Origin of the sequence: Flavobacterium sp. xlx-214, assembly GCF_013874595.1 — a bacterium.
GTDB lineage: Bacteria > Bacteroidota > Bacteroidia > Flavobacteriales > Flavobacteriaceae > Flavobacterium.
The window spans coordinates 2312932-2338584 of record NZ_CP059431.1; the positions used below are offsets into that span (position 1 = coordinate 2312932).

Annotated in this window: 26 protein-coding genes and 1 pseudogene; 6 read left to right on the forward strand and 21 right to left on the reverse strand. The window is 31.6% G+C overall.

What is annotated here, in order from left to right:
* Positions 1 to 244: 244 nt before the first annotated feature.
* From H1R17_RS10810 to H1R17_RS10865, 13 genes are all read right to left on the reverse strand, one after another.
* Entirely contained in the window at positions 245 to 1723 is a 1479-nt protein-coding gene (locus tag H1R17_RS10810) for a serine hydrolase (protein ID WP_163431105.1), read from the reverse strand.
* An 87-nt stretch (positions 1724 to 1810) separates the two neighbouring features.
* On the reverse strand, positions 1811 to 2386 hold the full coding sequence (locus H1R17_RS10815) for a helix-turn-helix domain-containing protein (protein ID WP_163431106.1): 576 nt from the start codon (positions 2384 to 2386) through the stop codon (positions 1811 to 1813).
* Positions 2387 to 2634: 248 nt separating this feature from the next.
* The gene (gene bla / locus H1R17_RS10820; RefSeq protein ID WP_163431107.1) at positions 2635 to 3393 is read right to left on the reverse strand and encodes a subclass B1 metallo-beta-lactamase; all 759 of its coding nucleotides are present in this window, start codon (positions 3391 to 3393) and stop codon (positions 2635 to 2637) included.
* A gap of 428 nt (positions 3394 to 3821) precedes the next feature.
* The gene (locus tag H1R17_RS10825) at positions 3822 to 4379 is read right to left on the reverse strand and encodes a GyrI-like domain-containing protein (RefSeq protein ID WP_163431108.1); all 558 of its coding nucleotides are present in this window, start codon (positions 4377 to 4379) and stop codon (positions 3822 to 3824) included.
* Between the two features lie 797 nt (positions 4380 to 5176).
* Positions 5177 to 6112, reverse strand: a complete 936-nt coding sequence (locus tag H1R17_RS10830) for an alpha/beta hydrolase (RefSeq protein WP_240453322.1) — start codon at positions 6110 to 6112, stop codon at positions 5177 to 5179.
* A 323-nt stretch (positions 6113 to 6435) separates the two neighbouring features.
* The gene (locus H1R17_RS10835) at positions 6436 to 6897 is read right to left on the reverse strand and encodes a MarR family winged helix-turn-helix transcriptional regulator (protein ID WP_163431109.1); all 462 of its coding nucleotides are present in this window, start codon (positions 6895 to 6897) and stop codon (positions 6436 to 6438) included.
* Positions 6887 to 7330 carry an EVE domain-containing protein gene (locus H1R17_RS10840; protein WP_163431110.1) on the reverse strand — a complete coding sequence of 148 codons (444 nt, stop codon included), beginning with the start codon at positions 7328 to 7330 and terminating at the stop codon, positions 6887 to 6889. Before H1R17_RS10840 ends, H1R17_RS10835 begins: the two co-directional genes overlap by 11 nt.
* A gap of 4 nt (positions 7331 to 7334) precedes the next feature.
* The gene (locus H1R17_RS10845; protein ID WP_163431111.1) at positions 7335 to 7700 is read right to left on the reverse strand and encodes a VOC family protein; all 366 of its coding nucleotides are present in this window, start codon (positions 7698 to 7700) and stop codon (positions 7335 to 7337) included.
* A gap of 318 nt (positions 7701 to 8018) precedes the next feature.
* Positions 8019 to 8579 carry a DUF6624 domain-containing protein gene (locus tag H1R17_RS10850; protein WP_163431112.1) on the reverse strand — a complete coding sequence of 187 codons (561 nt, stop codon included), beginning with the start codon at positions 8577 to 8579 and terminating at the stop codon, positions 8019 to 8021.
* A gap of 223 nt (positions 8580 to 8802) precedes the next feature.
* Positions 8803 to 9216, reverse strand: coding sequence for a hypothetical protein (locus tag H1R17_RS10855; RefSeq protein WP_163431113.1), 414 nt, complete (start codon positions 9214 to 9216; stop codon positions 8803 to 8805).
* A 294-nt stretch (positions 9217 to 9510) separates the two neighbouring features.
* Positions 9511 to 9729, reverse strand: coding sequence for a hypothetical protein (locus H1R17_RS14165; protein ID WP_220185297.1), 219 nt, complete (start codon positions 9727 to 9729; stop codon positions 9511 to 9513).
* 117 nt (positions 9730 to 9846) lie between these two features.
* Positions 9847 to 10380: an SDR family NAD(P)-dependent oxidoreductase gene (locus H1R17_RS14170; RefSeq protein ID WP_205600652.1), complete on the reverse strand. Its 534-nt coding sequence runs from the start codon at positions 10378 to 10380 to the stop codon at positions 9847 to 9849.
* Between the two features lie 29 nt (positions 10381 to 10409).
* Positions 10410 to 11513, reverse strand: coding sequence for an MBL fold metallo-hydrolase (locus H1R17_RS10865; protein ID WP_205600653.1), 1104 nt, complete (start codon positions 11511 to 11513; stop codon positions 10410 to 10412).
* A gap of 145 nt (positions 11514 to 11658) precedes the next feature.
* Between H1R17_RS10865 and H1R17_RS10870 the strand changes: the two genes are divergently transcribed.
* From H1R17_RS10870 to H1R17_RS10880, 3 genes are all read left to right on the forward strand, one after another.
* Positions 11659 to 12024, forward strand: coding sequence for a MerR family transcriptional regulator (locus tag H1R17_RS10870; protein ID WP_163431115.1), 366 nt, complete (start codon positions 11659 to 11661; stop codon positions 12022 to 12024).
* A gap of 315 nt (positions 12025 to 12339) precedes the next feature.
* Complete coding sequence (locus H1R17_RS10875; RefSeq protein WP_163431116.1) at positions 12340 to 12633, forward strand: type II toxin-antitoxin system HigB family toxin; 294 nt, start codon at positions 12340 to 12342, stop codon at positions 12631 to 12633.
* 3 nt (positions 12634 to 12636) lie between these two features.
* Positions 12637 to 12993, forward strand: coding sequence for a type II toxin-antitoxin system HigA family antitoxin (locus H1R17_RS10880; RefSeq protein ID WP_163431117.1), 357 nt, complete (start codon positions 12637 to 12639; stop codon positions 12991 to 12993).
* Between the two features lie 640 nt (positions 12994 to 13633).
* Here the strand turns inward: H1R17_RS10880 and H1R17_RS14175 are convergent.
* The 4 genes and pseudogenes from H1R17_RS14175 to H1R17_RS14275 all read right to left on the reverse strand — a co-directional run.
* Complete coding sequence (locus tag H1R17_RS14175; protein WP_205600654.1) at positions 13634 to 13837, reverse strand: hypothetical protein; 204 nt, start codon at positions 13835 to 13837, stop codon at positions 13634 to 13636.
* A 51-nt stretch (positions 13838 to 13888) separates the two neighbouring features.
* Positions 13889 to 14059, reverse strand: coding sequence for a hypothetical protein (locus H1R17_RS14180; RefSeq protein WP_205600655.1), 171 nt, complete (start codon positions 14057 to 14059; stop codon positions 13889 to 13891).
* A gap of 23 nt (positions 14060 to 14082) precedes the next feature.
* Positions 14083 to 14631, reverse strand: coding sequence for a hypothetical protein (locus tag H1R17_RS14185; RefSeq protein ID WP_205600656.1), 549 nt, complete (start codon positions 14629 to 14631; stop codon positions 14083 to 14085).
* A gap of 691 nt (positions 14632 to 15322) precedes the next feature.
* Positions 15323 to 15595: pseudogene (locus tag H1R17_RS14275) on the reverse strand (HpaII family restriction endonuclease); the annotation flags it as partial.
* 95 nt (positions 15596 to 15690) lie between these two features.
* Between H1R17_RS14275 and H1R17_RS10895 the strand changes: the two are divergent.
* Both H1R17_RS10895 and H1R17_RS10900 read left to right on the forward strand, forming a co-directional pair.
* Positions 15691 to 17646 (forward strand): McrB family protein, encoded by a 1956-nt coding sequence (locus tag H1R17_RS10895; RefSeq protein ID WP_163431118.1) that lies wholly within the window; start codon positions 15691 to 15693, stop codon positions 17644 to 17646.
* The gene (locus tag H1R17_RS10900; RefSeq protein ID WP_163431119.1) at positions 17633 to 19972 is read left to right on the forward strand and encodes a DUF2357 domain-containing protein; all 2340 of its coding nucleotides are present in this window, start codon (positions 17633 to 17635) and stop codon (positions 19970 to 19972) included. Before H1R17_RS10895 ends, H1R17_RS10900 begins: the two co-directional genes overlap by 14 nt.
* A gap of 75 nt (positions 19973 to 20047) precedes the next feature.
* On the opposite strand, the gene H1R17_RS10905 is transcribed toward H1R17_RS10900, so the two are convergent.
* The 4 genes from H1R17_RS10905 to H1R17_RS10920 form a co-directional block, all read right to left on the reverse strand.
* A complete protein-coding gene (locus H1R17_RS10905) occupies positions 20048 to 21253 on the reverse strand; it encodes a restriction endonuclease PLD domain-containing protein (RefSeq protein WP_255489027.1) in 1206 nt (401 codons plus the stop codon).
* A 104-nt stretch (positions 21254 to 21357) separates the two neighbouring features.
* A complete protein-coding gene (locus H1R17_RS10910) occupies positions 21358 to 22584 on the reverse strand; it encodes a DNA cytosine methyltransferase (RefSeq protein ID WP_163431121.1) in 1227 nt (408 codons plus the stop codon).
* Between the two features lie 57 nt (positions 22585 to 22641).
* Positions 22642 to 23034: a hypothetical protein gene (locus tag H1R17_RS10915; RefSeq protein ID WP_163431122.1), complete on the reverse strand. Its 393-nt coding sequence runs from the start codon at positions 23032 to 23034 to the stop codon at positions 22642 to 22644.
* A 583-nt stretch (positions 23035 to 23617) separates the two neighbouring features.
* Entirely contained in the window at positions 23618 to 24166 is a 549-nt protein-coding gene (locus tag H1R17_RS10920; protein ID WP_163431123.1) for a DUF4494 domain-containing protein, read from the reverse strand.
* A gap of 296 nt (positions 24167 to 24462) precedes the next feature.
* Between H1R17_RS10920 and H1R17_RS10925 the strand changes: the two genes are divergently transcribed.
* Positions 24463 to 25512 (forward strand): DUF6615 family protein, encoded by a 1050-nt coding sequence (locus H1R17_RS10925; protein WP_163431124.1) that lies wholly within the window; start codon positions 24463 to 24465, stop codon positions 25510 to 25512.
* Positions 25513 to 25653 lie beyond the last annotated feature (141 nt).

Below are 25653 nucleotides of genomic sequence, written 5' to 3' on the forward strand. Positions count from 1 at the left end.
ATTGATGCAAAAGGTTCAATTTGGCGACACAGTAAGCAAAAGCCAATTCATTGAATAAATTTAAGAAAAAAAGCCAATGGAAATGCAAACATTCACGAATTCCTTAATCAAAAAAATAAAACTTATACATAATTGGCTTTTTTCGGAATAAAAAAAAGAAACTTTCAATAAATCATATAACCCGCCATTGCTCCATCTCTTGGAAGCGAACAGTACAACGTAAATATTATGTTACACGTAGTTTTTATTTACTTTCAATATCAATTAATTTTTTTCCTTTTTCACCTAAATAATGAATTAAAAGAGGATTAAAAATTTTATAACCAACAGTTGAATTCGTAAAAATTAAAATTCCGTTTTTTGTTTTTGGAAATAGAAATGTAATACATTGTGTTCCCAAGTCAGATCCTCCATGTGAAACTGCCATTTCTCCATTTCCTAAATCATACATTTCAAAGCCCAGTCCAAAATATTTGTTATCTTTTGTTTTTACTTGTTTTTTCAACATTTCCTGATAAACATTTTCTGAAAGGTTTCCTCCATTCAAAATATTAACGAGAAAATTTCCGTAATCTTCAATTGTGGTAAGTAAATCATCGGCTGCATTTGAGGTTTTGTTTTTGATGGTTTTGTAAGGATTTCCGTTTTCATCATAACCAATTGCAAATCGTGATTCATCAGTGTTTTTTGTCCAGATAAGATCGGAATCTTTCATTTTTAAAGGTTGAAAAACCAATTCTTCCGCAAGTTTTTCTAAAGGTTTTTTGAATTTCTTTTCAAGAGCTTTTCTTAAATATTCAAAGCCTTCTCCAGAATATCCATATTTTGTTCCAGGTTCATAAAGAAATTGCAATTTTTTGTTTTCGGTTTCACTTCTCCAATTCGGAAATCCAGTTTGATGACTCAAAATAAGTCTTGTGGTTAGTTTTTTATTTCTCGGATCTTTTGCAATATCTGCATCGGTAAAATAGTTGTAAATAGGTTCATCCAGATTCCACTTTCCTTCACTTACCAATTTCAAGGCAACCATTGCTGTAATTGGCTTTGTAAGAGATGCTACATTGAAAATTGTATTATATGGTGCGGAATTTCCTTCCGAAATTTCTCCAAAAACTTTTACTTGTTTTAGTTTTCCATTTTCAATAATTCCAAGTCCAAGAGTTTTGATTTTATTTTCTGATAACCAATTTTCAATGTCAGAATTATTATCGAAAATATTTGTAGTTTTCTGTTCTTCTAAAATAGGTTGATGATCAAAACTAAAAGATTCTTTCAATTTCCATTCTCCGTTTTCCAGTTCCCAAAGATTAGTAAATTTTGCAATTCCGCCTTGATTTTCTCTTTTTTCAGAGAAAGAATGTTCTCCATTTTGAACAACTCCGTAAAGTTCTCCATTTTTGTAAAGTGGAAAAATTGCGGTTTTATCCTTTATCAAAAATCGTTTTACTTGGCGATTTTCAAGGTTGTTGCAAATTCCTTTTTTTAAATCAGAAATAAATTTTGCTTTGTCTGAAATTCCATCTTTGTCATGATAAAATTTTAGATTTTCACTCAACAGACTTTCGAATTGAGCGATGTTGCATTGATTAAAACCAACCTCAAAAAGCAGACTGTCTTTTGATAAAATTGTTTTATAAAGAGTGGTAGAGTTTTCAGTTTGAGCAAAGATTTTACCTGAACAAATAATAAGAAATAGAATTCCGAAAATGATTTTTCTAGACATTGATTTAATTTTCAACAAAGGTTAAATTTAAAACAAAGTATAGCAAAAATTCACCCCGACAAAAACCCGACAATTCGCCGTCAAATATTATATCATGTTGAAATTCAATTTATAACGTAGTTTTTTACTTTTGTCAATTTCTGCAAGATTTCGTAATATCAAGAAAACGTTAGATAACACAATAATGATTAAAATTACAATTGTAAATGAATGTCCAAGCTTCAAAAAAATTCCCAACATGAAAAATATCGGAGCTAAAATTGTCCAAAGAATTTGTAGCGAAATTATTTGTTTAGACAAATTATTTTTCTGTTTTAGGACGTAAGACAAAATAAGAGGAGCCAATATATTAAGGGGCGGAATTAAAATAAATAGGATAGAAGAGAGGTTAATGAGTTTGATTTTTTGATAGTCAACTCCACTTTCGGGTTCTATAAATTCGATTGGTTTTTCAAGAGATTCTTCAATTGAATCTTCTACTAATTTTTTAGTTAATTCATTTTCCAAAATGTCCAAAGATTTAGATAGTGCTTTTAAAGTATGACCTTTTGGTTCGATTCCCGATTCAATTCTTTGTATTGTTCTTACAGAAATTCCCGATTTTTCGGATAATTCTTCTTGCGTTAGATTTTGTTGTTCTCTAATCTGCTTTAATTTGGACATAAAGTTTAATAAAATTACGTATAACCTGCCGCAGCTTAGTGACTGTCTAGCATTAAATTGATCGACTGTTCAATTCAGACCCGAACGAAACCAAAGCTGTTCCATTATTTGTAAACTTACAAAAAATACAAATATGGACAGCTTTTGGTTGATAAGGAAGCAAAAACTCTCAATTTATCACTTAACCCGCTTTTGGCCACCCGAGCGCAGCGAACTGTACAAAGTAAATATGATGTTAACAGAAGTTCTTATTTTACTTTAAATAAATTGATTGTGTAATCAAGTAGTTTCTTATCTCCAAATTCGCCATGTCCAGGAATAATCATTTTTACATTTGGATATTCTTTTTTTACTTTTTCAACTGTACTTGACCAAGTTTCAACATTTGCATCTCCTAAATACCCTTTAGATGCATTCATTTCTTTTATTAAACACCCTCCAAACATTATTTCTTCACTTGGAAAATAGGCTATGACATTATCTTTGGTATGTCCTTCCCCGAAGAATTTTACGATACTTGTTTTGTTACCTACTTTTAAAATTATAGAATCCTTGAAGCTGTTTTCAGGGATATCATAATCATTTTCTTTTGCAAATTCTATCGTTTTAAAATATGAATAAGATGGAATATTATGATTATGAAATGCTTTTAAGCCACCTAAACAATCTTCATGAAAATGAGTTGGGACTATTGCATTAATTTTTGAATGAAGATTTTGATTAATCCATTTGATTAATTCTTCTGAACTTTTTTCATCAGTAGTTGTGTCAAAAACAATAGTTTCTTTAGTATTATGTACAATTAAACCATTACAAGGAACTTTGCCAAAACTTTGAGTTTGTAAAAAAGATGTGTGCTCATATGTATTATCAGAAATTTTTGTTATGATTAAATCATCTGATTTATAAACAATTTTAGGAGCTAAAATTTTACTTTTTTGAGAACTACAACTGAATACAATAATTGATAATAATATTGATACTATTATTTTTGTTGTGTTTTTCATTTCTGTTATCTATAAATTTGTTTTTAGAATTTCAGTTAGCGGAAAAAATATTGGCGAAACCTTTAGGTTCGGCGGAAGCCAAATCGAATATTCGGCGGAAGCCAAATCGAATATTCGGCGGAAGCCAAATCGAATATTCGGCGGAAGCCAAATCGAATATTCGGCGGAAGCCAAATCGAAGATTCGGCGTAGCAAATTCGCAGAATCGCTAAAGCCAACTGCAAGCTTAATTTGAACGAATGTTCAATAATTACCAAACAAAGCCAATGCTTTTTCTTGGAACTAAATTACAAAAAAGGAAATAAAAATGGCTTATGCGGTGATAGAATTGCTGATGTTGAATTTTGCATTTAACCCGCTTTTGGCCACCCGAGCGCAGCGAACTGTACGAAGTAAATACCTTGTTAGCCGTATGTGCCTTTTCAGTCTTACTGTTTTACAGAAATAAATGTTTCAACTTCGGCATTGTCGCCATCGTAGTATTTTTTTTCGTGAATCGTAAAGTCTGCTTGGTAGGCTCGTTTTGTATTCAACTCTTTATTTCCCCAAATTTCTAACCAAGTATTGAAAACTGCTTCTGGCATTTTTCCTTTGGAAACAAACTTTTGGTATTCCGCAGTTTCAATTGTTATGCCAACAAATCCTTTGGGAATATTTTCTAGTGAACTTACTGGCAATCCTACAATGGTGGTATAAGCTCCTGTGAAATCTGTTTCATAATCAGTATAAACAGCATAAATTTCATCACTCACTTTATTCGGAATTTGTTTTTGAATTTCTTCACCCCAAAATTTGCCCCACAAAGTTTCGATGTCCTTTGCAGATTGTCCATTTTCATTTGTTGTTCTTGTCGAAATTCCGATTACGTAAAATCTCTGAATGGTTTGATTGTTCATTGTTTTTGATGTATTTGTTTGTTTTTGTGATTGAGCCATGAATGAGCATAGCGTTACTGCAAGAAAAATTAAATGCTGAAAGTGTTTCATTATCGTTATTATTTTGATTTCGTTGCAAACTTAAAATCTGCTTATGACAACCTTATGTCAAGGGTGGTAAACATTTTTTCTAGCAATATCAAAATACTCCTCAAAGATTATTTTATGAGGCTCAAAGGTGTCATTTTCTACAAAGTATTTTTTTAATTCGTCAATTCCACCAATAAATTTTGAATTAATGGTAGGTTGCGGTAGTTCACCGTATTTTTGTTTTAACTGATAATCATCTATAGAATATTTAACTTTATTACATACAACAAATTCGGTATTTTAATTTTGTGCAGAAAGATAATATGTGGTCAAACTAATTATAATTGATAGAAAGATTTTAAGTTTCATATTTTACGGTTTTTTTTAGAATTACAGCTAATGGAAAAAGTATTAGCTAATTCGTAAAATCGCCAAAGGCATACCTTTAGGTTCGGCGGAAGCCAAATCGAAAATTCGGCGTAGCCAATTCGCAAAATCGCCGAAAGTCAAATTGAAAATTTGGAGAAGCCAATTGCGGGCTTAATTTGAACTAATTTTCAAGTTCAGACCAAGCGAAGCCGATGCTTTTCAGATTGTTAAAGCTAAAGAAAAAAACAATATGAAACATAAGCCCTCGAAACAAATAAAAAATAATAAAATCAAAGCAGTGGCGGATAAATATTTCTACTTTACATTCCGGCACTGAGGAGTGTAGAAGTGTAATCTTATTATTTGACTTCGTCAAACCACTTCGTTAGGTTTTACCACCATAGTAACTAGAACTGTATGAAGTAAATAGAGAGTGTTACCTGTAGGCGTTATTTTTGTTCTAATAACCAATTTATTAGTTCTTCATTATCTACAATACTCCAAGAATGCGGATGTCGTTTATTTTCATATTTTCTAAAACCTTTATTTTCTGTTGTAATTAATAGTGCATTTTCATTTCCTAACTTGTTAAGTTCATTAATCATTGCCGAACATTCCGTAGCATTCATATTTGTAAAGTCTGCTCCACGTTCTTTCAACCACCAATTTATATCAGGCTCGGTGTAAATTCTTATGGGCATATTTTCCAGTTTTTTAATTGCTGTTTGAGAGGCGTCTGAAAATGAGTATGGTGAAAGTTTATAATATTCCGTAAGATTCGTTGTTGGATTTCCACCTGTTTCTTTCTCAAGTCTTTCTATCATGTAAATGTTTTCTTGATTTGCCTCTCCGTTTTTTGAAAGTCTAATGTCTCTTTTTGCAGAATTATAAAATCTTTCAAAATCAAGCGGCGGGTCTATCGCAAAAACAGCTGTTGGTTTAACTAATGGATTTTCAGCATATTTTATGGCAGCACTTCCACCAATAGAAAATCCACCAACATAAAAATTTTGGTCAATGAGCTTGTGCTTAGAAGTTACATCTTTAAGAATTTTATAAAAGGTTTCTTGACTCAAATTATCAACTCCAAAAGACAAAACACCATCTTGAAAAGTAGGAATAACAGTCAAAAAACCATTTTGGGCTAATTCGTTTGGCAAGTTGGTTTGTTGTAAAACATTTTCTGCTGTTTCCCCAAACCCTGGAATTAAAAAAACATACCCTTTCCAAGGAAGTTTTGAGGGATAAATGATCGTGTAACAGTTTTTTGTTTTATCATTTTTGTCAAGGTAAATTTTTTCAACTTTTTGATTTGATTCTTTCTGTCCATAACAATGAACATTAAAAAAAATGAAAGTAAAAATTAAGAAAACAAGTGTTTTCATAAATGTATGTTTTTTGTTCAAGGTATTTCGCTTTACGTTTAAAGGTAACATAGTTAACTAGTAAAATTTAAAAATACAAAAGTTTCGTAAAACTACTTCTATATACTTGATTTCATTAAAGTGAGTTAAACAAAAAAATTATACAAAACAGATAGGTTATTAATATCAATAGGAAAGAATAAATAAAGATAAAAGTAGCAAAGTGTAAATTTTACTATTATAGATTAACCCGCATTAGATTTCGTCGAACCACTTCATTAGGTTTTAGAACCCGAGCAAAAGCAAACAGTACTAAGTAAATACAATGTTAACGGAAGTGTTTTTTATATTTCTTTATTTGTTTCAATTAGTTTTTTCATACTCAAATTAAAGTCTGGAAGTTGTTTGTCGATGCTTTCAAAAAATTCAATATCCGCATTTTCAACTTTTGTAAGAGCGATTTGTAAAACCTTTTCTCCGTTTGTGGTAAGTTTTACAATTTTTGCTCTGGTATCAGTTCCGTGTTCCTTTCGGGTAATTAATTTTTTTTCTTGCATTGTTCGCAAAACTTTGGATACCATCATTCGGTCGAAGTTATTCAGATTGGCAATTTCCACCTGTGTTACATTGTCACTTTTATTAGTTAACCATGCAATAGAAGCCAGCAAAATAAACTGTGTTTGCGTCAAATCTAATGGGTCTAACACTTTTTTTTGCTTACGTTGCCATAGTAAAGTAAGCTGAGCTAATAAAAACCCTGGACTTTTTTCAGGTGTTTTAAAAATAAATTCAATTTTATCTGACATATTCTTGCTCTAACATTTGTGATGAAATTAGGTCAAAATCGTGTTTGTTAATTTCAAAGAAACCAAAACGAAAAGGATAACCCCAACTTTCTTTGTTTTGGATAAAATCCAACTCGTTGATTAATGGAATTATTGAAACATCACAACTTTTCAAAAAATCAATATTTCTTCTAAACGGACAAAAATCTTCTGTCATTTGAAACGGATATACTTCATCATCTTTTACTGTACCGATAGCCGTAAATTCTTGGCATTTTTCAGCTTTTCCAAAGCTTTGTTTCCCCGAATAATAAATTACACCATCACCTCTCTGCATTCTTTTTAATGGGGATGCTTTTCCGTGACAGGCTTGCGCAATTCCTTCTGCAATGCCCGTTTTTACGTGGTCTTTAGATGCTACAATAACCCAGTATTTGGTTGTTCTCGTTTTCATAGCTTTAATAATTTGGTTCCATGAAAGTAATTACATAACCATCGGGATCTTTTACCAATAATGTTTTTCCAAATGGAGTTTGGTTAATCGCTCCTAAAATTGTCAGATTTTTTTGTACAAAATCTTCTCTTAAGCTTTCGATGCTTCCGTCAATGGCAAACCAAAGCGAAACCCCATTTCCCAGTTCTTTGTTTTCGATGTTTCCAATCGGTTTTCTTATCGCAAAACTTGCTTCGCCTTTATTATATTTAAAAACAACAGCTTCAGTGTTATTCATTTCTAGGGTTTCGAAACCCAATTTTGTAGAATAAAATTCTTTTGATTTGTCTAAATCTCTAACTTGAAGAGATACAAATTCTAATCGTCTCATTATTTAATGACTTTTAATTGTTGTTTCAAATATAGTATACACGACAACAATATGCAAATTTTTGACAACTTATGTTGTTTTCATAGCGTTAAAAATTCTAGGCTTTGATTTTGTGAGGGTGGTTCTATAACGGTTCGGGACTTTCCTAGTGAGCAGATTTTTAACACTACCTTAGATACGAAGTACAAATATTCAAATTTGCGAAAAGTTTCATATGAAGCACTTCATCCGCATTAGACTTCGTTGAACCACTTCATTAGGTTTTACCACCCGAGCGTAGCGAACAGTATTAAGTAAATACAATGTTAATGGAAGTGTTTATTTCCATCCAACTTTTTGTCGCCATAAAATATACTCATGGTTTTCATTTTCAAGTTGTTCTATTTTGTCAATGTTCGGAATTTTTTCAATTTCTAGATCAGATAATTTAGATAAATTGTATTTTTCTCTTTCATTATTTAGGTTTTCTTTACTTTCTACTGGATAAATTGTTCCATCTGAATTTAATTGTGTACCAAATTTTTGTGGTTTTCCTTTAAAGAATTGAATTCTATCATGTAAAAAAGCAATGTTTTTCAGATTTATATCGGTCTGATTTTCTAGCATTAATTTGTATGAGATTTCCATGAAATTTGGTTCAGAAATGGCATGCTGTATAATTAACCAAGCTGCATCACTTGCTTTTCTGCCAACTTTAGAAATTGTGGGGAATCCTATTTTATCAATAATTTCTCTTAATCGTTTGGCATTTGATTGATGCACATTTTCCATTTCCAAATCATAGCCAGAAGTGAGTTTATTTTCTTTTAATAATTTTTCTCTTACATGTAAATCATGTTCTTCCATTTGTATTAATTCTATTGAATATTCATTTTTCATGTTGTCGAAATTTTATTATGGAACACAGTTTTATAAGATGGCACATAACGGTTCGGGACTTTCCTAGTGAGCAGATTTTTAACACTACCTTAGATACGAAGCACAAATATTCAAATTTGCGAAAAGTTTCATATGAAGTACTTCATCCGTATTTGACTTCGTTGAACCACTTCGTTAGGTTTTACTATCCAATAGAAGCGAACTGTGTAAAGTCAACCCCTTGTTAGCGATGGTTTTTTCTCTTTTTCTTTTTAACAGTTGAATGAGATCCATTTGGATTTACGATTGTCATTGTTGTTCCGTTGTCAATTACAGTTGAATGAGTTCCATCAGCATTTACAATTGTTTTGGTTGTTCCGTTGTCAATTACAGTTGAATGAGCTCCATCAGCATTTACAATTGTCTTGGTTGTTCCGTTGTCAATTACAGTTGAATGAGTTCCATCAGCATTTACAATTGTCTTGGTTGTTCCATTGTCAATTACAGTTGAATGAGTTCCATCAGCATTTACAATTGTCTTGGTTGTTCCGTTGTCAATTACAGTTGAATGAGTTCCATCAGCATTTACAATTACAGATTGTGCGCATGTTCCATAACTTATAAAAGTGATGACGAGAAAGGTCATTATTTGTTTCATTTTATTTTTTGTTTAGGTATGTCTTGGGAAAATTACCGTTAACGTTCCGGCACTTGGCGAAGTGCGGGGTTGAATTGAGCGAAAGTTCAATTTAGGCAGAAACTGAGCCAAAGCTGTAAACCTTTTGATAAATTTAATAAAAAAATAAAAACAAACAGCTTTTGGCGGATAAATAGGCCAGAAGTTCAATTAGCACTAATCCTACATTTGACTTCGTCGAACCACTTCGTTAGGTTTCGCCACCCGAACGTAGCGAACTGTACAAAGTAAAACCCTTTATATCAATTCGGTCTGTTAGTTTAGGTACGGCTTCACGGTTTCCATACAATAGTCCCAAACAATTTGCTCGTTTTCAACTGAATAATATTTTTGGCTTGGTGTTTCTTCATTTTTCTTGTTGCCAAAGAACTTGCCTGATACGTTTTCCATTTCGGGTGCTGTAGCCAAATAGATACTTGTTCTTGCGCCAAATTCGGGTTTAGGCATTACATACAAGGCCAATTTAAAAATCATATTTTTTACAAAGCCTTTGTCTGTAGCTTGTCCAAAATTAGTTGCCACAGCTCCAGGGTGGCAAGCGTTTACGGTAACATTGTTAATTCCTTTTTCTTTTAAAAGCTTGGCTAAATGTTACGTTGTCCAAATCAAATACAATTTTGAAAGTCCGTAAGCCTTGTTTGTTGCATACACTTTTTCAGATTGAAAGTTGTTGAAATCGGGTTTTCCACCGTTTTTGTGCATGGCAGAATATAGGTTAATTATTCTTGCCGAACGACTTTTTTCCAATGTCGGTAAAAGTAACTGTGTCAGTAAAAACGGAGCAAACAAATTGAGTGTAATTGTTTTTTCAAAGCCTTCATTTGTGGTTTCCTTAACTTTCCCAAAAAAAGCACCTGCATTGTTTATCAAAACGTCCAAGTGGTCATATTTGGTTTTAAATTCCTCGCTCATTCGTTTGATGTCAGCCAACGAAAGTAAATCAGCAATGATGTAATCTACCTTGTTGTTGCCTGTTGTTGCTTTAATTTCTTCGCAAACTTTTTCGGCTTTCGCTTTGTTTCGTCCGTGAACAATTACGGTGTTTCCTTGCTTTGCCAATTCGGTTGCGGTTATCTTTCCTATACCGTCTGTACTTCCAGTTATTAGGATTGTTTTATTTTCCATTTATTCAATTTATTGTTTGTTACTAATTTTTAATTTATTCCTTTCCACCATTCTGTAAATGTTTGAGAGCTATCGTTTAGGTAAACAGTCTCTCCAATCATTGGTGTTACCAAAGGTGTTTGTGTTTCTTTACTCAATTTCGTAATTCTTACCAAAGGCTCATCCCATGGGTGTCGAGATAATACAAATTTGGAAGAGTGAACAGGAAATAATCTTTTTGCGTTAAGGTCTTTTGTAGCTTGTAAAGCAAATTTTGGCGACATATGAATAGTAGCAAATTCTTCTTGTCCGTATTGTCCGTTGTCTAAAATTGCTAAATCAAAAGAGCCAAATTTCTTACCAATTTCCGCAAAATGAATACCATAACCGCTATCGCCACCTATGTAAACCTTGAATGTTGGGGCTTCAATAATAAATGACATCCATAAGGTATTATCAGTTGTTTTAAATCTGCCCGAACCGTGTTTAGCAGTTGCCGTATGAATAAAATAATTTTCGTCAATATTTACGGTTTCGTCCCAATCTTTTTCAATGATTTTTTGGACGTCAAAACCCCAATATTCAAAGTGTTCGCCTACTCCCAAACCGCAAATAATATTTTTGATTTTCGGCTTCAAAGCCATTAAAGTTTTATAATCTACATGGTCAAAATGATCATGAGAAATGAGTAAATAATCAATTTCGGGAATGTCGTCAGCCGTGTATATATCTGTTCCTTTAAATGCCGATGCACCGAATGGCAAAGGCGAAGCCGAACCACTTAAATCAGGGTCAATCAAAAAACGCTTTCCGTCAATTTGCATAAAATAAGACGAATGCCCAAACCAAATCAATACATTTTCATTTTTCGAAAGATTGAGCAAATCTGTTTTTACAGACGGAATACTGTCAGTGGGAAATTTACGTGGATTTTTCTTAAAAAATGTTCGGTAAACTTCGCCTGCCATTGTGTAGCCTTCGGGAAGCATTGGAGTATGAAATCGGTTTTGAAATTTTCCGTCTTTGTAATTGGGCGATTGTTTTATTCGCTCCAAACGTTCCCCACTAGGTGCTTTTCCAAATTGTGGTTGTTGCAGAACAAAGAAGGCCGCAATCCCAATAAGAACCAAAATGCTTACTATTATTATTGTCATTCGTTTCAGTATTTTTTTAATTCTAACCATTTATTTTTTTAATGATTTTATTTTGTTGGTGTAAAATTAACCGATACTTTTGTAACTAACAAGTGTAGAGTATGGTCTATACTTAAAATATTTTTTTCAACAATACAGAAACAGAATGTTAATAAACGAATTATCAAAGAAAACAGGAGTAACGATACATACTTTGCGTTACTACGAAAATTTGGGATTGATCCAAGGAACTGCGGATGAGAATGTGAAGACCAACAACTACAAAAATTATGATGAAAGTGTAATTGAGCGAATTCAAATTATTGCAGAAGCCAAGGAAGTTGGTTTTACGTTGGCAGAAATAAAGAAAATGCTGGAAAGTTGGTTTGGAGGAACACTCAAAGAGAAAGAGCTCCACAAATTGTTTTCGGAAAAGATTAAGGAAATCGACACGAAAATCAAACAGTTAAAACAAATGAAAAAACGTTTGGAAAAAGTAGTGAAAGAAGTGGGAAACGGCTTGGAGTGTTAGCCGTTACCACAATCGTTTTATCCCGAAAGATAGCATCTAACCTTATACCTAGAGCTCTTTATAACTTTAACATCAGTTCAACACATCAACATAGAACCAAATAACCATTTCACTTCGTCACTAATTCCCCTTCGGGGGCTAGGGGGCTTTTCACCAGTTCAACAAATAAACACAGAACCTACAACCAAACCACCATTTCACTTCGATACATTGCCTGAGGTTCTCGAAGGCAGGTTGCTTTTCAATAAATTAATTAAACACATAAAAAGTTCCCAATTCGGGAAATTATTTGTAACTTTGTATAAACTATTTCAATTGAGAGTAATAGCAATAAAAACATTACGTGTTTTTTGGATAAAACATGCAGATAGTGAGCAACAACTAAAAGCATGGTATCAAGAGGCAGAAAAAGCAACCTGGAAAAATGTTAACGAGTTAAAGGCAGAATATCCTAGTGCAAGTATATTAGAAGATAATAGAATATGTTTTAATATAAAAGGTAATCATTATCGATTGATTGTTAAAATAAATTTTCTGCATCAAATGATGTGGATTCGCTTTATAGGAACCCACGCAGAATATGATAAAATTAATGCGCATACCATTTAAATTATGAAATTGAGACCTATAAAAACAGAACAAGATTATCAAGCAGCTTTAGAAAGACTAGAGGCAATTTTTGATGCTTTGCCAGGAACTGAAGAAAGTGATGAATTAGAGATTTTGGGTATGTTAATTGAGAAATATGAAAAAGAACACTTTCCTATTGATTTACCAGATCCTATTGAAGCTATTAAATTTAGAATGGAACAAATGGGGTACACACAAAATGATTTAGCTGAAATGATAGGCTTAAAAAGTAGAGCAAGTGAAATTTTAAATAGAAAGAGAAAGCTATCTTTAGAAATGATACGTTTGTTAACTCAAAAACTTCATATTCCTTCAGAAGTATTAATTCAAGCGTACTAAAACATGAAGGCCTTCATCTTTGCAAGTTTTGTACGTGAAAGTTATTACTTCGTTACTATTTAACCTTATAGTTATTTCTCTCTATAACTTCATCATAAGTTCAACATAAAACATAAAACCTACAACAAACAGCCATTTCACTTCGTTACTCGTGACTACGTGGCTGAGCTGCGTCGAAGTCCAATTCAACACTAAATCCAATTATTTACAAGTAATACAATTGCGCCATTGGCATGTAATCGAATGTTAAATCGTTGCAACAAGCGTAAACGAATCGGGTAGCTCTGCTACGATTCGATTCGGTAGTTTGTAAAACGTAATTTAACCGACTTCAGGCCGCGGCAAGATTAAGAAAAAGGATTTTTACTCGAGCGTTTCTATTTTGTTTTTGTTCTCATGAACACTGCGCAGTAGTACATTTTGAATGAATAGACAAATTAAGATCTGTTTGTGTTTGCTACTTTGTATCCTTACAAAGTTGAGTGAGTTTTTTTAATAAAACCAAAACGACTTCACTATGCTGCATCGTCACTCAATTCAACAGTTCATCAGTTAAACACATCACCTTAAAACATAGAACCTACAACCAAACAGCTATTCAGCTTCGTTACTAATTCCCCCTTCGGGGGTTAGGGGCGTTTCAACGATTCAACTTAAAACGATCCAAACAATCTGTTAAACAATCATTTGTTTTACCATAACTAACAACTTTAACATCTAACGGAACCTTTTTAAATTTAGTAAGAGCTTTTATCATCGATTCTAATATCCAGTATTCTTGATTGCCAAAGGCGCCACCACCAACTAAAGTTAAATACACCACATTACAATTGTTTTTTTTCATATTATCCAAGCCTGCATATAGCGTTGCTTCGTACAAAGCTTCTAATACAACTCATGAAAAAGCTTCCCAATAGTAAAAATCAATACTGCTATAACCTACAGGTAAAGCAGAACAAAATATTTGTGAAACCTTATGCTTAGTTGGGGCTAAAGTTACTTCAGTATGCCACTGAATGCCTACTTTTAAAAGACTTTTTAAGTATTCTCTTTCATTGTAGGTCATTTGGGCAATTTTTTTGTTAATAGTCAAAGCCCTTGCTCAGTTAGTAAGGCGTACCCATTTTTCATTGTCCATAAGTGCAATGTATTATTATCTAAAGCATCACCAATTAAATCCAAGCAATCAATCTGGTTTTGTTCCGTTTGTCCTACCTGTCCATTTACCTCTACAAAATAATTCCTATAAATAGTTGCAGCACCACATGCTATGGCACAAGCAGGACCTTGCGTAAAATCATGCTCGTACCTATCAATACCTAATTCAGGATTTATACCTGGATGTACCATTTCTAGTAAATTAAATTGCGATGCAACCTGAAACAATGCATTTGTATTTTCAACAGCACAATGCAAATCTTGTACATTAGCTACAATTTCTTCTACTTTAAGAGCATCGGTATAAGTTTCAATACTATTTTGTTGTCTCAATTCATGTAATGTTGGTATTTCTAATGAACCATACATCCACTTTTTAGCAGACTCTGGTATAACCAATTCATCACCTATTACAGCCATTTTTTTTCGTACATTTTCAGAAGATACTTCCTTAAAACCAGTTAGTTGTTCAAACCACATTCTGTAAAATATTAAAATGATTTTTATGGTAATATTAACGTATTTAAAAGGTAATCAATAACAAATAAATACCCAATTCCTATTTTAAAACTAAAGTACAAAAAAGAAGATTAAAAAGGCAGTCCTACAAATATTTCCCTTTAGAACTCCATTATTAGTTCAACGATTCACCAGTTTAACACATCAACTACATAAGCGTCCTGTCACATCGTACTTGATGCGATGTCTCACAAGTAGATGAAAATACTTGATGTAGTCATACACCTTTATGCGCTTTAGAGGATATTACCAAATATTTATTGGCTTTAGAAGAGCAGGGTGATGGTTTATTAGCAGATATTCTAAAGTTTTAATTACGAAACAAGAAAGTAACATCATTATATATCAAACGGAAGACGGACTACCGAAAATAGAAACCCATCTTGAAAATGAAACCGTTTGGCTAACTCAAGCTCAGATGGCTGAGTTGTTTCAAAAAGATCGTTCAGTTATTACTAAACATATTCGAAATATTTTACAGAAGGTGAATTAATTAAAGAAAGCAATGTGCAAATTTTGCACATTGCAAATTCTGATAAGCCTATAAAAATATATAACCTAGACGTAATCATCTCTATAGGTTATTGTGTAAAAAGTTTGCAAAGTACCAATCTCTTTTTCAACCAAATATTCACCAGTTACATCCAATTGATTATTCTATACAAAACATCATACCTAGTGCAATAGGTGTAATAAATCGTTTAAATTGATACATATAAAATGGAGGAGAATTTGTTAAATCATAAAGTTTTTTTTGGATAATTTCATCAATTAAATCTACACTTTTTGATAGTTGAGATGTAAAAACCAACAATAAACTGTTTGCAATACTTTGCAGAAGTGATGTATCAATTAGCATTAAATCATTTCCAAATATTTCTGTTGCAATATCAAAATTATTTAATTTTTTTGCTTGTCTTTTAAGTAGGCTGACTCTTTAATTAATAAAGAAGTCTAAATAGTTAATTTTTAAGTAAATTTGACACTATGTTATCTTTGCCAATTTTTAATAAAAATTAAATGAAATATTTCTCAATCAAAACTAATGATCAAAAGTCAATAATAGCTTTACTACATAATGAACAATTTTTAAGAGTAAATGGTTTAACTTGGTATAAAGATGAAGTTGAGGTAAATGATATTATTTACTATATTATCAGTGGCGATAGTAGTAAAAAAGAAATAGAATATGAAAATGGTTTAAGAGCAATAGCTAAAGTTATTAATGCTCCTTTTGATATTGAAGGTAAGTCTTATTCAATTGATGTAGAAATATTAACACTTTTTGATAAATCAATAACTAAAGATGATTTTTATCCATATCCTCAGTTGAAAAATGTTGGAAGTATTGGACCAGAAACAAAGCAAGCCCCTAATCAAGCTATCAGACTTCTGAATTTTAATGATGCATATTATACATTTGCAGCTTTAAATGATATGGGTTTTGCACAAAATTTAAATAATTTATTTATAAATGATTCAAAATTAGATTTGATAAAACTTAAATCATCAAATAATAAACATACAAAACCTCTAATAAATGAATTTGTTAAATGGTTCTTCTTACCTGAAAATTTCTTAAAATCTTATGAAGGGCTTGTAAATTATCAATATTTAAACTTTATTGATGAAACTTTTTTTAATGGTTTAATGTTTAAGATTGATGAAAAAGACGTAAAAAGTCAAATTGAAAATAAACTGTCTAATATTAGAAATAAGTCAAATAAATTGTGGTCTGATTTTAATTTTTCAACATCGAAAGGAGCCCCTTCAGCAGTATTAGGTTCGAAGAATTATATCAGATTTTTACAAGAGAAGTATGGCATATTAGATGTTAAACTTCAAAAAATAGATTTTGAAAATATTCTATTTAATATTCATACTTTTTCAGATTCCCTCTCTAAAGCTAATCTCCAGTTCAACGATAAGTTAGTAAAACGCTTTGTTACATCATTAATTACAAAACCATTTGTTATACTTACAGGATTATCTGGTTCTGGTAAAACCAAGTTAGCACAGTCTTTTATTCAATGGATTTGTGAAAGCGAGGAACAATATAAAATTGTACCGGTTGGTGCAGATTGGATTAATCGCGAACCTCTTTTAGGTTATCCAAATGGGTTAGATAAGTTAGAATATGTTACGCCAGATAATGGTGTTTTAGAGTTGATGATAAAATCTTCTAAGCCAGAAAACCAAGACAAACCTTACTTTTTGGTTTTAGATGAAATGAATTTATCACATGTTGAGCGTTATTTTGCAGATTTCTTAAGTATTATGGAATCAGAAGATTCAATAAAGTTATATACAGGTTCAAATAGAGAATCTACCAAGGCAGAAGATATTCCGCAAACTATTTCTTGGCCTAAAAATCTGTTTATTATTGGTACTGTAAATATAGATGAAACAACCTATATGTTCAGTCCTAAAGTATTAGATCGTGCTAATGTTATTGAATTTAGATTAGATGAAGAAGATTTAAATCATTTCCTTTCAAATCCACTGGAAGTTGATTTAACACAGTTGATAAGCCAAGGTAGTTCAATGGCATCAAGTTTTCTTGCTTTAATGCAAGAAAAAGAAACAGCTCCTAATGCAGAACTAAATACAACTTTAATACGTTTTTTTAAAGAGCTAAAAACTATTGGAGCAGAGTTCGGGTATCGTTCCGCTCTTGAAATGCATCTGCTGTTTGCTCAGTTTGCTAAAATAGATGCTACTTTAAGTACAAACAATAAAGTAGATTTTGCCGTAATGCAAAAATTACTACCTAAATTACATGGGTCACGTTCTAAAATTGTAAAATCGTTAGAGGCTTTAATGATCTTATGTTTAGAAGATGCAAATAATTTCAACATAGCTAAATTAGAAGAAATTGCAGAAAGTAATATCAAATACAAAGTTTCTTTCAATAAATTAAAGCGTATGTATTATAATGCTTTAACTAACGGTTTTACAAGTTATGCAGAAGCTTAATCAACAACTATTAAAATTTAATTTAGATCATATAGAGGAAGGCTTAACTTTGGAAATTGCTCCAGAGCAGCAATCTCGTATACGTCAAATAGAAAATAGTGTTGCAGCGCAATTTAATGAAAGTGCCTTTCAGTTGTTTGAAGGGCATAGCTACGAGTTTGAATTTGAGGGTAAAAATAAAGCAAACTACCAGTTACAAACAAGAATAAACGGACTTGTAATTCCTTCTAATCGTCATCCGTACAGAGGTCGTATTACGCCAAATATTTATGTAGGCCAATTACAATTACAAATTAGTAATATAGAAAGTAAACAAGTTTTTCCACTTGTTTTAGAAGTAATTGCAACAAAATTTAATAAAAAGGAAGATGCGTCATACCGCGAAAATTATCGTAAAATGTTAGAAGACATTACCGATAAATGTACCGATTTAATGATGCAAATCAACACGCCTGTTACACAAACAATAGCAATTGATTATACTACAGATACAAAAACGTTGTACCAACGCTTTTGTTTTGTTAAATCTTTTTTAGATACGGCCGATTTTGAAGAAGCAATTCTTCGCATCATTTCCAATCCTTCCGCAATGTGGAATTCAGTAGAAACGTCAATAAAAACATCTCAAATCAAACGAGTAAATTGTGGGGTTGCAAAACAATTGGTAAATGCGTCCAATCGCATAGATAGTTCTAATCTAGCTTATTTACGTGATGTTGGTTTACATAGTATTCCAACTTCAATTCAATCTACTACTAGGGTTGAAAGTGTTGATACATCAGAAAATCGCTTTATTAAACATGTTTTAGGTGTATTTTTAAATTTTGTTGAAGACTGCCAGGCTATTTTTGCCCATAATAATAGTTTTCAATATGCTTATAATGAAAGCAGCCAATTAATAGAGAAAATAAATGGGTATTTATCGTATTCGTTTTTTAATGAAATTTCAGCAGCAACAACTTTAAAATTAAATAGCCCCTTATTACAAAAGCGAAGTGGGTATCGCGAGGTATTAAATCGTTGGTTGCAGTTTCATTTAGCTTCCAAATTAATATGGCAGGGTGGAGAAGAGGTATACGAAGCAGGAAAAAGAGATATTGCAACTTTGTATGAATATTGGTTGTTTTTTCAATTGTACGATTTAATCATTCAAAAATTCAATCTACAAGCATATCAAAATCAAAATTTTGATCATTTGTTTGAGATGGATGAAGCGGGATTGTCCTTAAAACTAAAATCGGGTAAAGAATTAGTTATAAAAGGCGAAACAAATTTTGAATCTCGTAACTTAACCATAAGATTTAGTTATAACAGAACGTTTAAGGGTGGAAGTGATTATACTTCAGGTAAAGCAGGTAGTATTACTACTACATTACGACCTGATTATACGCTTAGTATTTGGCCAAGTTCATTTACAGAGACTGAGGCCGAAAAAGAAGACGTTATTACGCACATTCATTTTGATGCAAAATATAAAATTCAAAACATTCAAGAGCAATATACACAAAGTGATGAGGAAAGCGTAATAAATCGAATCGATGAAAGAGAACGTAAAGGAACCTTTAAAAATATCGATATTCTTAAAATGCACACTTACAAAGATGCCATTCGTCGTACGGGGGGTGCCTATATTCTATATCCTGGTAATGTAGAAAAACGTTTTGATGGTTTTCATGAGGTTTTACCAGGTTTAGGTGCTTTTACAATTAATCCTTCAAAATACAATACGGGTATAAGTGGTTTAAGTAAATTTTTAGATCAGGTAATTCTTCATTTAGCAGATAGAACCACTCAAAGAGAACGTATTACCAATGTATCAAATCAAATTTTAAAAGAACCGCGTTTAAAATACGGTAAATCTCTTAAACCAATTCCAACTGAATTAGAAAAAGCAAAAATAGATGTATTACAAACGTATGTTTTAGTTGGCTATGCTAAATCACAAAAGCATTTAGATTGGTGTATTTCAAAAGGCTTGTATAATTTCAGAATGAATGATAATGTAGGTTCATTAGAATTTAGCCCTGAAGTTGTGCATGCAAAGTATTTGCTATTACGAGAAAACGGTAAGGAAAAAGCTTCTAAATTATTTAAAATTACAAGTAAAGGGCCTAAAGTATATTCTAAAGATAAATTAATAAGTTTAAATTATGACAATCCTTCGCAACCTGATTATTTAATGGTAACCATAGAACCTTGTTACGATTGGGAAAACCTGGAAGTAAATTTTAAAGAGTTTCAAGAATATATAAACCTTACGGGTACTCCTTATTCAAAAGCAGGAAAACCTTTTGTAGTAACGCTAGATCAGATATTAAAGACTTAATATCAATCACGAAAACAGCTTATTAAATATATTGGTTTTAAAATTTTATTTGTTGTTTTATAAAAAGAGTGTTTTTTATAAAATATTTTCAATATCTTCAGGTATTGGCTCTCCATTCATAAAGGCTTCAAATGCACCAATAGGTGCAAAGTCAATATTGATAGTAGTGTAATCCCTTTTATTTCTCCATAGTCGAACTGAATCAGTTCCTTTTTGTATAAGCCAATCACGTGTAACAGGCTGGCGGTCTTTTAATCCAAGTACATCTACTAACAACCACTGTCCTAATGCAGATTGTCCGTAACGCTTACCTTTTTCATCGTGTTCAGTATTACTTCCCGATTGTAAACCTTTCATGTTACTTTGGGTAACCAATGCAGGTATGCGTTTTCCATTAGGTAAAGTCAGATGAAATCTTACTTCGGGTTTATTATTTTTATCCCCAACGTATGCATCTCTATATTTTTCAAATTCGAAAATATCATCTATAAAGAAATTAGGATATTTTTTATGAAACTCCCTTGGTATAGGTATATATACTTCATTTAAAGGTCTAGGTGCGTCCGAATTTTTGTTTTTAGGTGCAGCATTCCAAGCATTTAATCCCGATTTTTCTTCAACTTCCTTACTTTGGTAAGAATAGAGTGGTAAATATACCTCTTCTACATCAATAGTTTCTTCTTTTACAGTATCAATCAAATTAAAATAAGCTTTCAATAAAAACTCAAAAGGATCTTCAATAATTTTTACGTCAAATTGGTTAAGTATTAGGGTATCTTGTTTTCTGGCATCAAACTTTTGCCATATTTGGGAATCGCCAAAGGTAAATTTGTATTCTTTTTGGTTATCTGTCCAAGATAATGATGAACTAGTAACATCTGTGATGTTTATTGTAGATAAATCTATTAAGGGGTAGGCACATTCGTGAATAGTAAATATACCTTTATCTCTTGTTACGTAATGATAGATATTTGTATTCTCATGTAACCCTAAACGTTCGTAATCACTTTTTAGACGATCATTTTTTATGCTAGAGATTCTATTGGCCATGGCATCCCAATCGCCATATAACGTATTTATTTCTGTTTGATAGCGTTTTAATTGCATTACTTTTTGGAAAGACGGTTTGCTACCCATCCAAGTTTTTAAACCAATACCAATACGGTCATTTCCAAATACAGATAAAACATCGTGTGGCGTATTTCCAATATCTACATTCTGGCTATTGAATATTTTCGCAAATACAGTTTCTTGAAATTTTGAATCAAGATATGGAATCATATCTCCCTGCTTTTGACGAAATAAATTAGATAAAGCTCCGTAAACCTGTAAAAACTTTATATATTCTTCTCGTTGTTCAGGATAATATTGTTCCCAAATACTCATTATAATACTTTTATAATTTCGTTACTAATTCTCTCGATTAATGGTGTTGTTACAGAGTTACCTGCTTGCATATAAAGTTTACTATTTGCAAGAGAAGGTAAGAAATATTTATCCATCGGATAACCTTGAAAAGCAAAACATTCTTTTGGAGTTAATTTTCTAATTCCAAAATCATCTTTTATCAATGGTACATTATGTCCACCTGAACCCATATTAGCGGTTAAAGTAGGGCATACATTGCTTTTATTTTCTCTTACATAAACTCTACGCCATTGGTAAACAGTGTCTTTGCTTGTCATAGTTTTGACAAGTTCAGGATAATATTGATGAGTTTCAGGATAATAATATTTATCTTCTTGCTTCTCTTTATCCAAAATATCGTGAATTGTTTTTGTCAATTTAATTTCTTCTGGAAATTGGAAATTGGCATAATTTGGAACTTGATTTGGGTCAAATGCAACTACAAAAATTCTTTCTCTATTTTGCGGAACATTTGCGTGAGTCATTGTGTTTAATACTTTATGAAACACTTTGTATTCCAATTTTTCTTCTAAAATTTCAAGAATTACTTTAAATGTTTTTCCTTTGTCGTGAGAAACTAAATTTTTTACGTTTTCTAAAAACACAACTTTTGGTTTGTGTTTTTCTATGATTTGTTCCAAATCAAAAAATAATGTTCCCCTTGTGTCTGAAAATCCTTTTCTAAGTCCCGCAATTGAAAATGCCTGACATGGAAAACCAGCACACAAAACATCAAATTCTTTTGGAATGTAGTTTTTTATTGATTCTTTTGTAATATCTCCAAATGGAAACTCTCCAAAGTTTTCACGATATGTTTTTTGAGCGTCTTTATTCCATTCACTTGTATAAACACATTTGCCACCAACGTTTTGCATTGCGATTCTAAAACCACCAATTCCAGCAAATAGGTCTATAAATTTGAAAGTATAATTTTCGGGAGTTGGAAATGGTACATTTTCAACTTCAAATAAAAGTTGTTGTAGAGCTTCTTCTTCTACAACAGAAATATTATTTTCATTTTTATATTCTACGTAATTTTTCAAAATATTAAGAGCTTCTTTTTTATAATATTTTGAAAGACCATTATGTATGTTATGTAGATAATGAGTTAATACGGCTTTTTCTTCTTTTAAAGGTTCAACAAGCTTAATTTGATAACTTTTGTCATCAAATTCCTCAATGCTTATTTTCTCTTTTATCAACATTCTCTTTTAGCTTACTTATTAATGTTGCAAGATACAAAAAAAGAGTGTAGAACACTCTTAAATTTTTGTAAGTAATATTTCAGTTGGGCTGATAAATTCAATCAAAATCTCATCATCAATTTGAGCATCTATATGAGCAAACCAATCACCAAGTAACTGAAGATTACCTGAGCCGTGAAATTGTTTTGCATATTCTTCTCTGCTTTGGTTACCTGAAGCTTTCAAGGTCTGATTTGTGAAAAAACCATCTGAAGTAGAAAATGTATATTCTTGAGGTCTGATATTGATAGCTTTGTCATTTGTAATTTCTAAAGAATAAGCTTTATCAGCAGGAATCTGTAAATATCCTTCTCCGATGACAATTCCTCTTGAATTAGTATGTCTGTGCTCTCCCCATTCTAAATGGGCTTGTTTTAATTTAGTAATAAATGAATCTCCTGTGTTCGGCATATAGTATTTGTATTACGGTTTTCTTTAAGTATTTCCCATAACGGAAAAAGTATTGGCGAAGTGCGGGCTGAATTTGAACGAATGTTCAAGTTCAGACCAAACGGAGCCGATATTTTTTCCATGAAACGAACTTACAAAAATTTAGTGGAATTGAAAAATAGCGGTGGCTAAATATTTCAAATCTTTCTATTATACATTTAACCCCGCATTTTGCCACCCGAGCAAAGCAAACTGTATGCAATAAAATACAATGTTAGCTAGAGTTGTTATTCATACAGTCCTTTTAAATCATGAAGCTGTAAGAGGATATGCTAACTTAGCGTTCAGTTTAAGTTAAGACTAAAATCTTAAATTTAGCACATAAAACAAGAACAAAGAATCTATGATTTAGCTTTTAAAATAAACGCAGTAGAATTAAGTAATAATAGAAGTAATTTATCCGAACTAGTAGCTGTGGTAAGATAAGACCAACCTTCTTTTGACGGAAGGCTGTTCTTTTATGAAACTCCTACTTGACTAAGACTCGAGATAATAGAATCTTAATTTAGGTGGTAAATAGATTTAAAAAACCGGTTATTATTTTTTAAACCTCTAACGCATCAATCAATGCGGCTTCTTTATTTTCTTCCCACTGATCGTTTTCTAAAGTTGCATTTTTTAAGGTATTGAATCGTTCCATTTTTTCTGTAGCACCTTCTTCACCACTAAAATAAGGAAAAACATCTATAATCGCTGATTCTGATATAGCAGGAATGGTATAGTCACCCATTGTTTTTTTCATGATAATCATAGTATTATCAAAAGCTTCTTTTACGTTATTAGCTTGTATCAGTAAATAAAAATTAGTTTTTCTTTCTTTACCACTTTCTTCATCGTAAGCCAACAACGAAATTTTAGATTTAAACCAACGATCTGCATTTTCAAATGGATGAATTTCTGCATAATTCGCCATTGTAATGTTGGTGATTTTAAATTCTTCGCTAATAAAAGCTTTCATTTCCTCATTTATTCTTTTTTCAGCTTCTGTATAAGATAAAGCATCAACCAAATAGGGTTCCGTAACTACCTTTTGTTTTCCAGTTTCATCTAACTTTCTATATTTTACTTTACATTCGTACCATGTTGTACTCATCTCTTTATTTTTTTAGGATGACAAAGATAGCTTTAAAAGGGAAGAAGTAAAGTTTGTTTTTTAAATAGATATTTACAATATGGCATTGGCTATAATGTTCAGTATGGTTTGTTTTCCTAGGTGACAGCTTTCTGTAGCTGGTGAAAGAGAAATACAAAAATCACTGAGAAAAGCTTTATTAAAGTATCAATTACACAAAAAAGAATTATTGTTTCAACGTGCTTATGAATATATAAAAGTTTATTATTAAAAACGAACAGATTATTTTAATCTACAATAAAAAAACACGTACAAATATGATTTCACATAAAGAGTATAAAATAGATGCAATTAAATACCATTCTGCTGTTAATCTAATTAAGTATGTATCTATAGATACATATAACAGAATAGGCTTTGTGCACCAGAATAAAGATTATGGAAAACTAAGAATAGGGGAAGTTACTTTAACAGAGAATCTTGTATATGAACTTCATAAATTTGCTGATGAAAATACTTTACATCTGGTAAAAATTTATGAATCTGTGAATGAAGATACGAACGGCTCTGACTTACTTTTAGATTTTCCAATTGGAAATTATTACATTAGAATACCTATCCAAGCAAAAAAAGTAACGCCAGATGCAGATAGTAAAGATGGTAGTTATATATCGTTTCACCATGGTAATTCCAAAGGAATACAGGGTGATCTTCTAACGAAATATGCAGAGAAGCTGGGAAGCTATTTACCTCTTTATCTATTATATAACTTTACTTCTAATTGCAAAACTATTAAAGGGTTAAATGAGAAAGAGGAGTATTATGGATGTTCTGTTCTTAACCTAAATAATGTGGGTAGCCTTGAAAAAACAGTAAAATTCTCTCATTTGCACCCAAGTATGGCGATACCTTTTTATAAATTATTTCAAAATTTCAATCGAGACGATGAAGGAGATGTACAAAAAAAACCTGAGGGTCCTAGTCCGGTAACTGAACCAATTGTTACAGACAATGATGTAATTCGTAAATGCTATAAATTATTTGGAATTGATGCAACAGATGATTTTATACAAAAATTAAATCTTAAGAAAAAAGAAGATGTTTTTGCAGATATTGATAATTGGATAAAACCATTTATGAATACTATGAAAAACAGTGGGAATAATAATCAAACTCAATTTAATCCTAGATATAGAATAGTAGTTTTAACTGAGCCTATAGTGCCTACAAGTGATGAAGGAGTAAATGCTATTAATGATGGAGATGCTGCTGAAATGGAGAATAATACTTCAATTGAAGAATTGCAAAATGAACCTGAAATAGAAGAAAAAGAGCTGTATGAAATTTATTGTTTAAACTCACTCTAATATAAAAGTACTAATACAAGTGAAATTAAATATTTCTAACATGTAAATATTACATCGGAACTTACCTTTACTTTCACAAATTTCAAATAACATTCCCACAGTTATAATTAAAAAAGCATTATTTATTTTTACATCATTTTT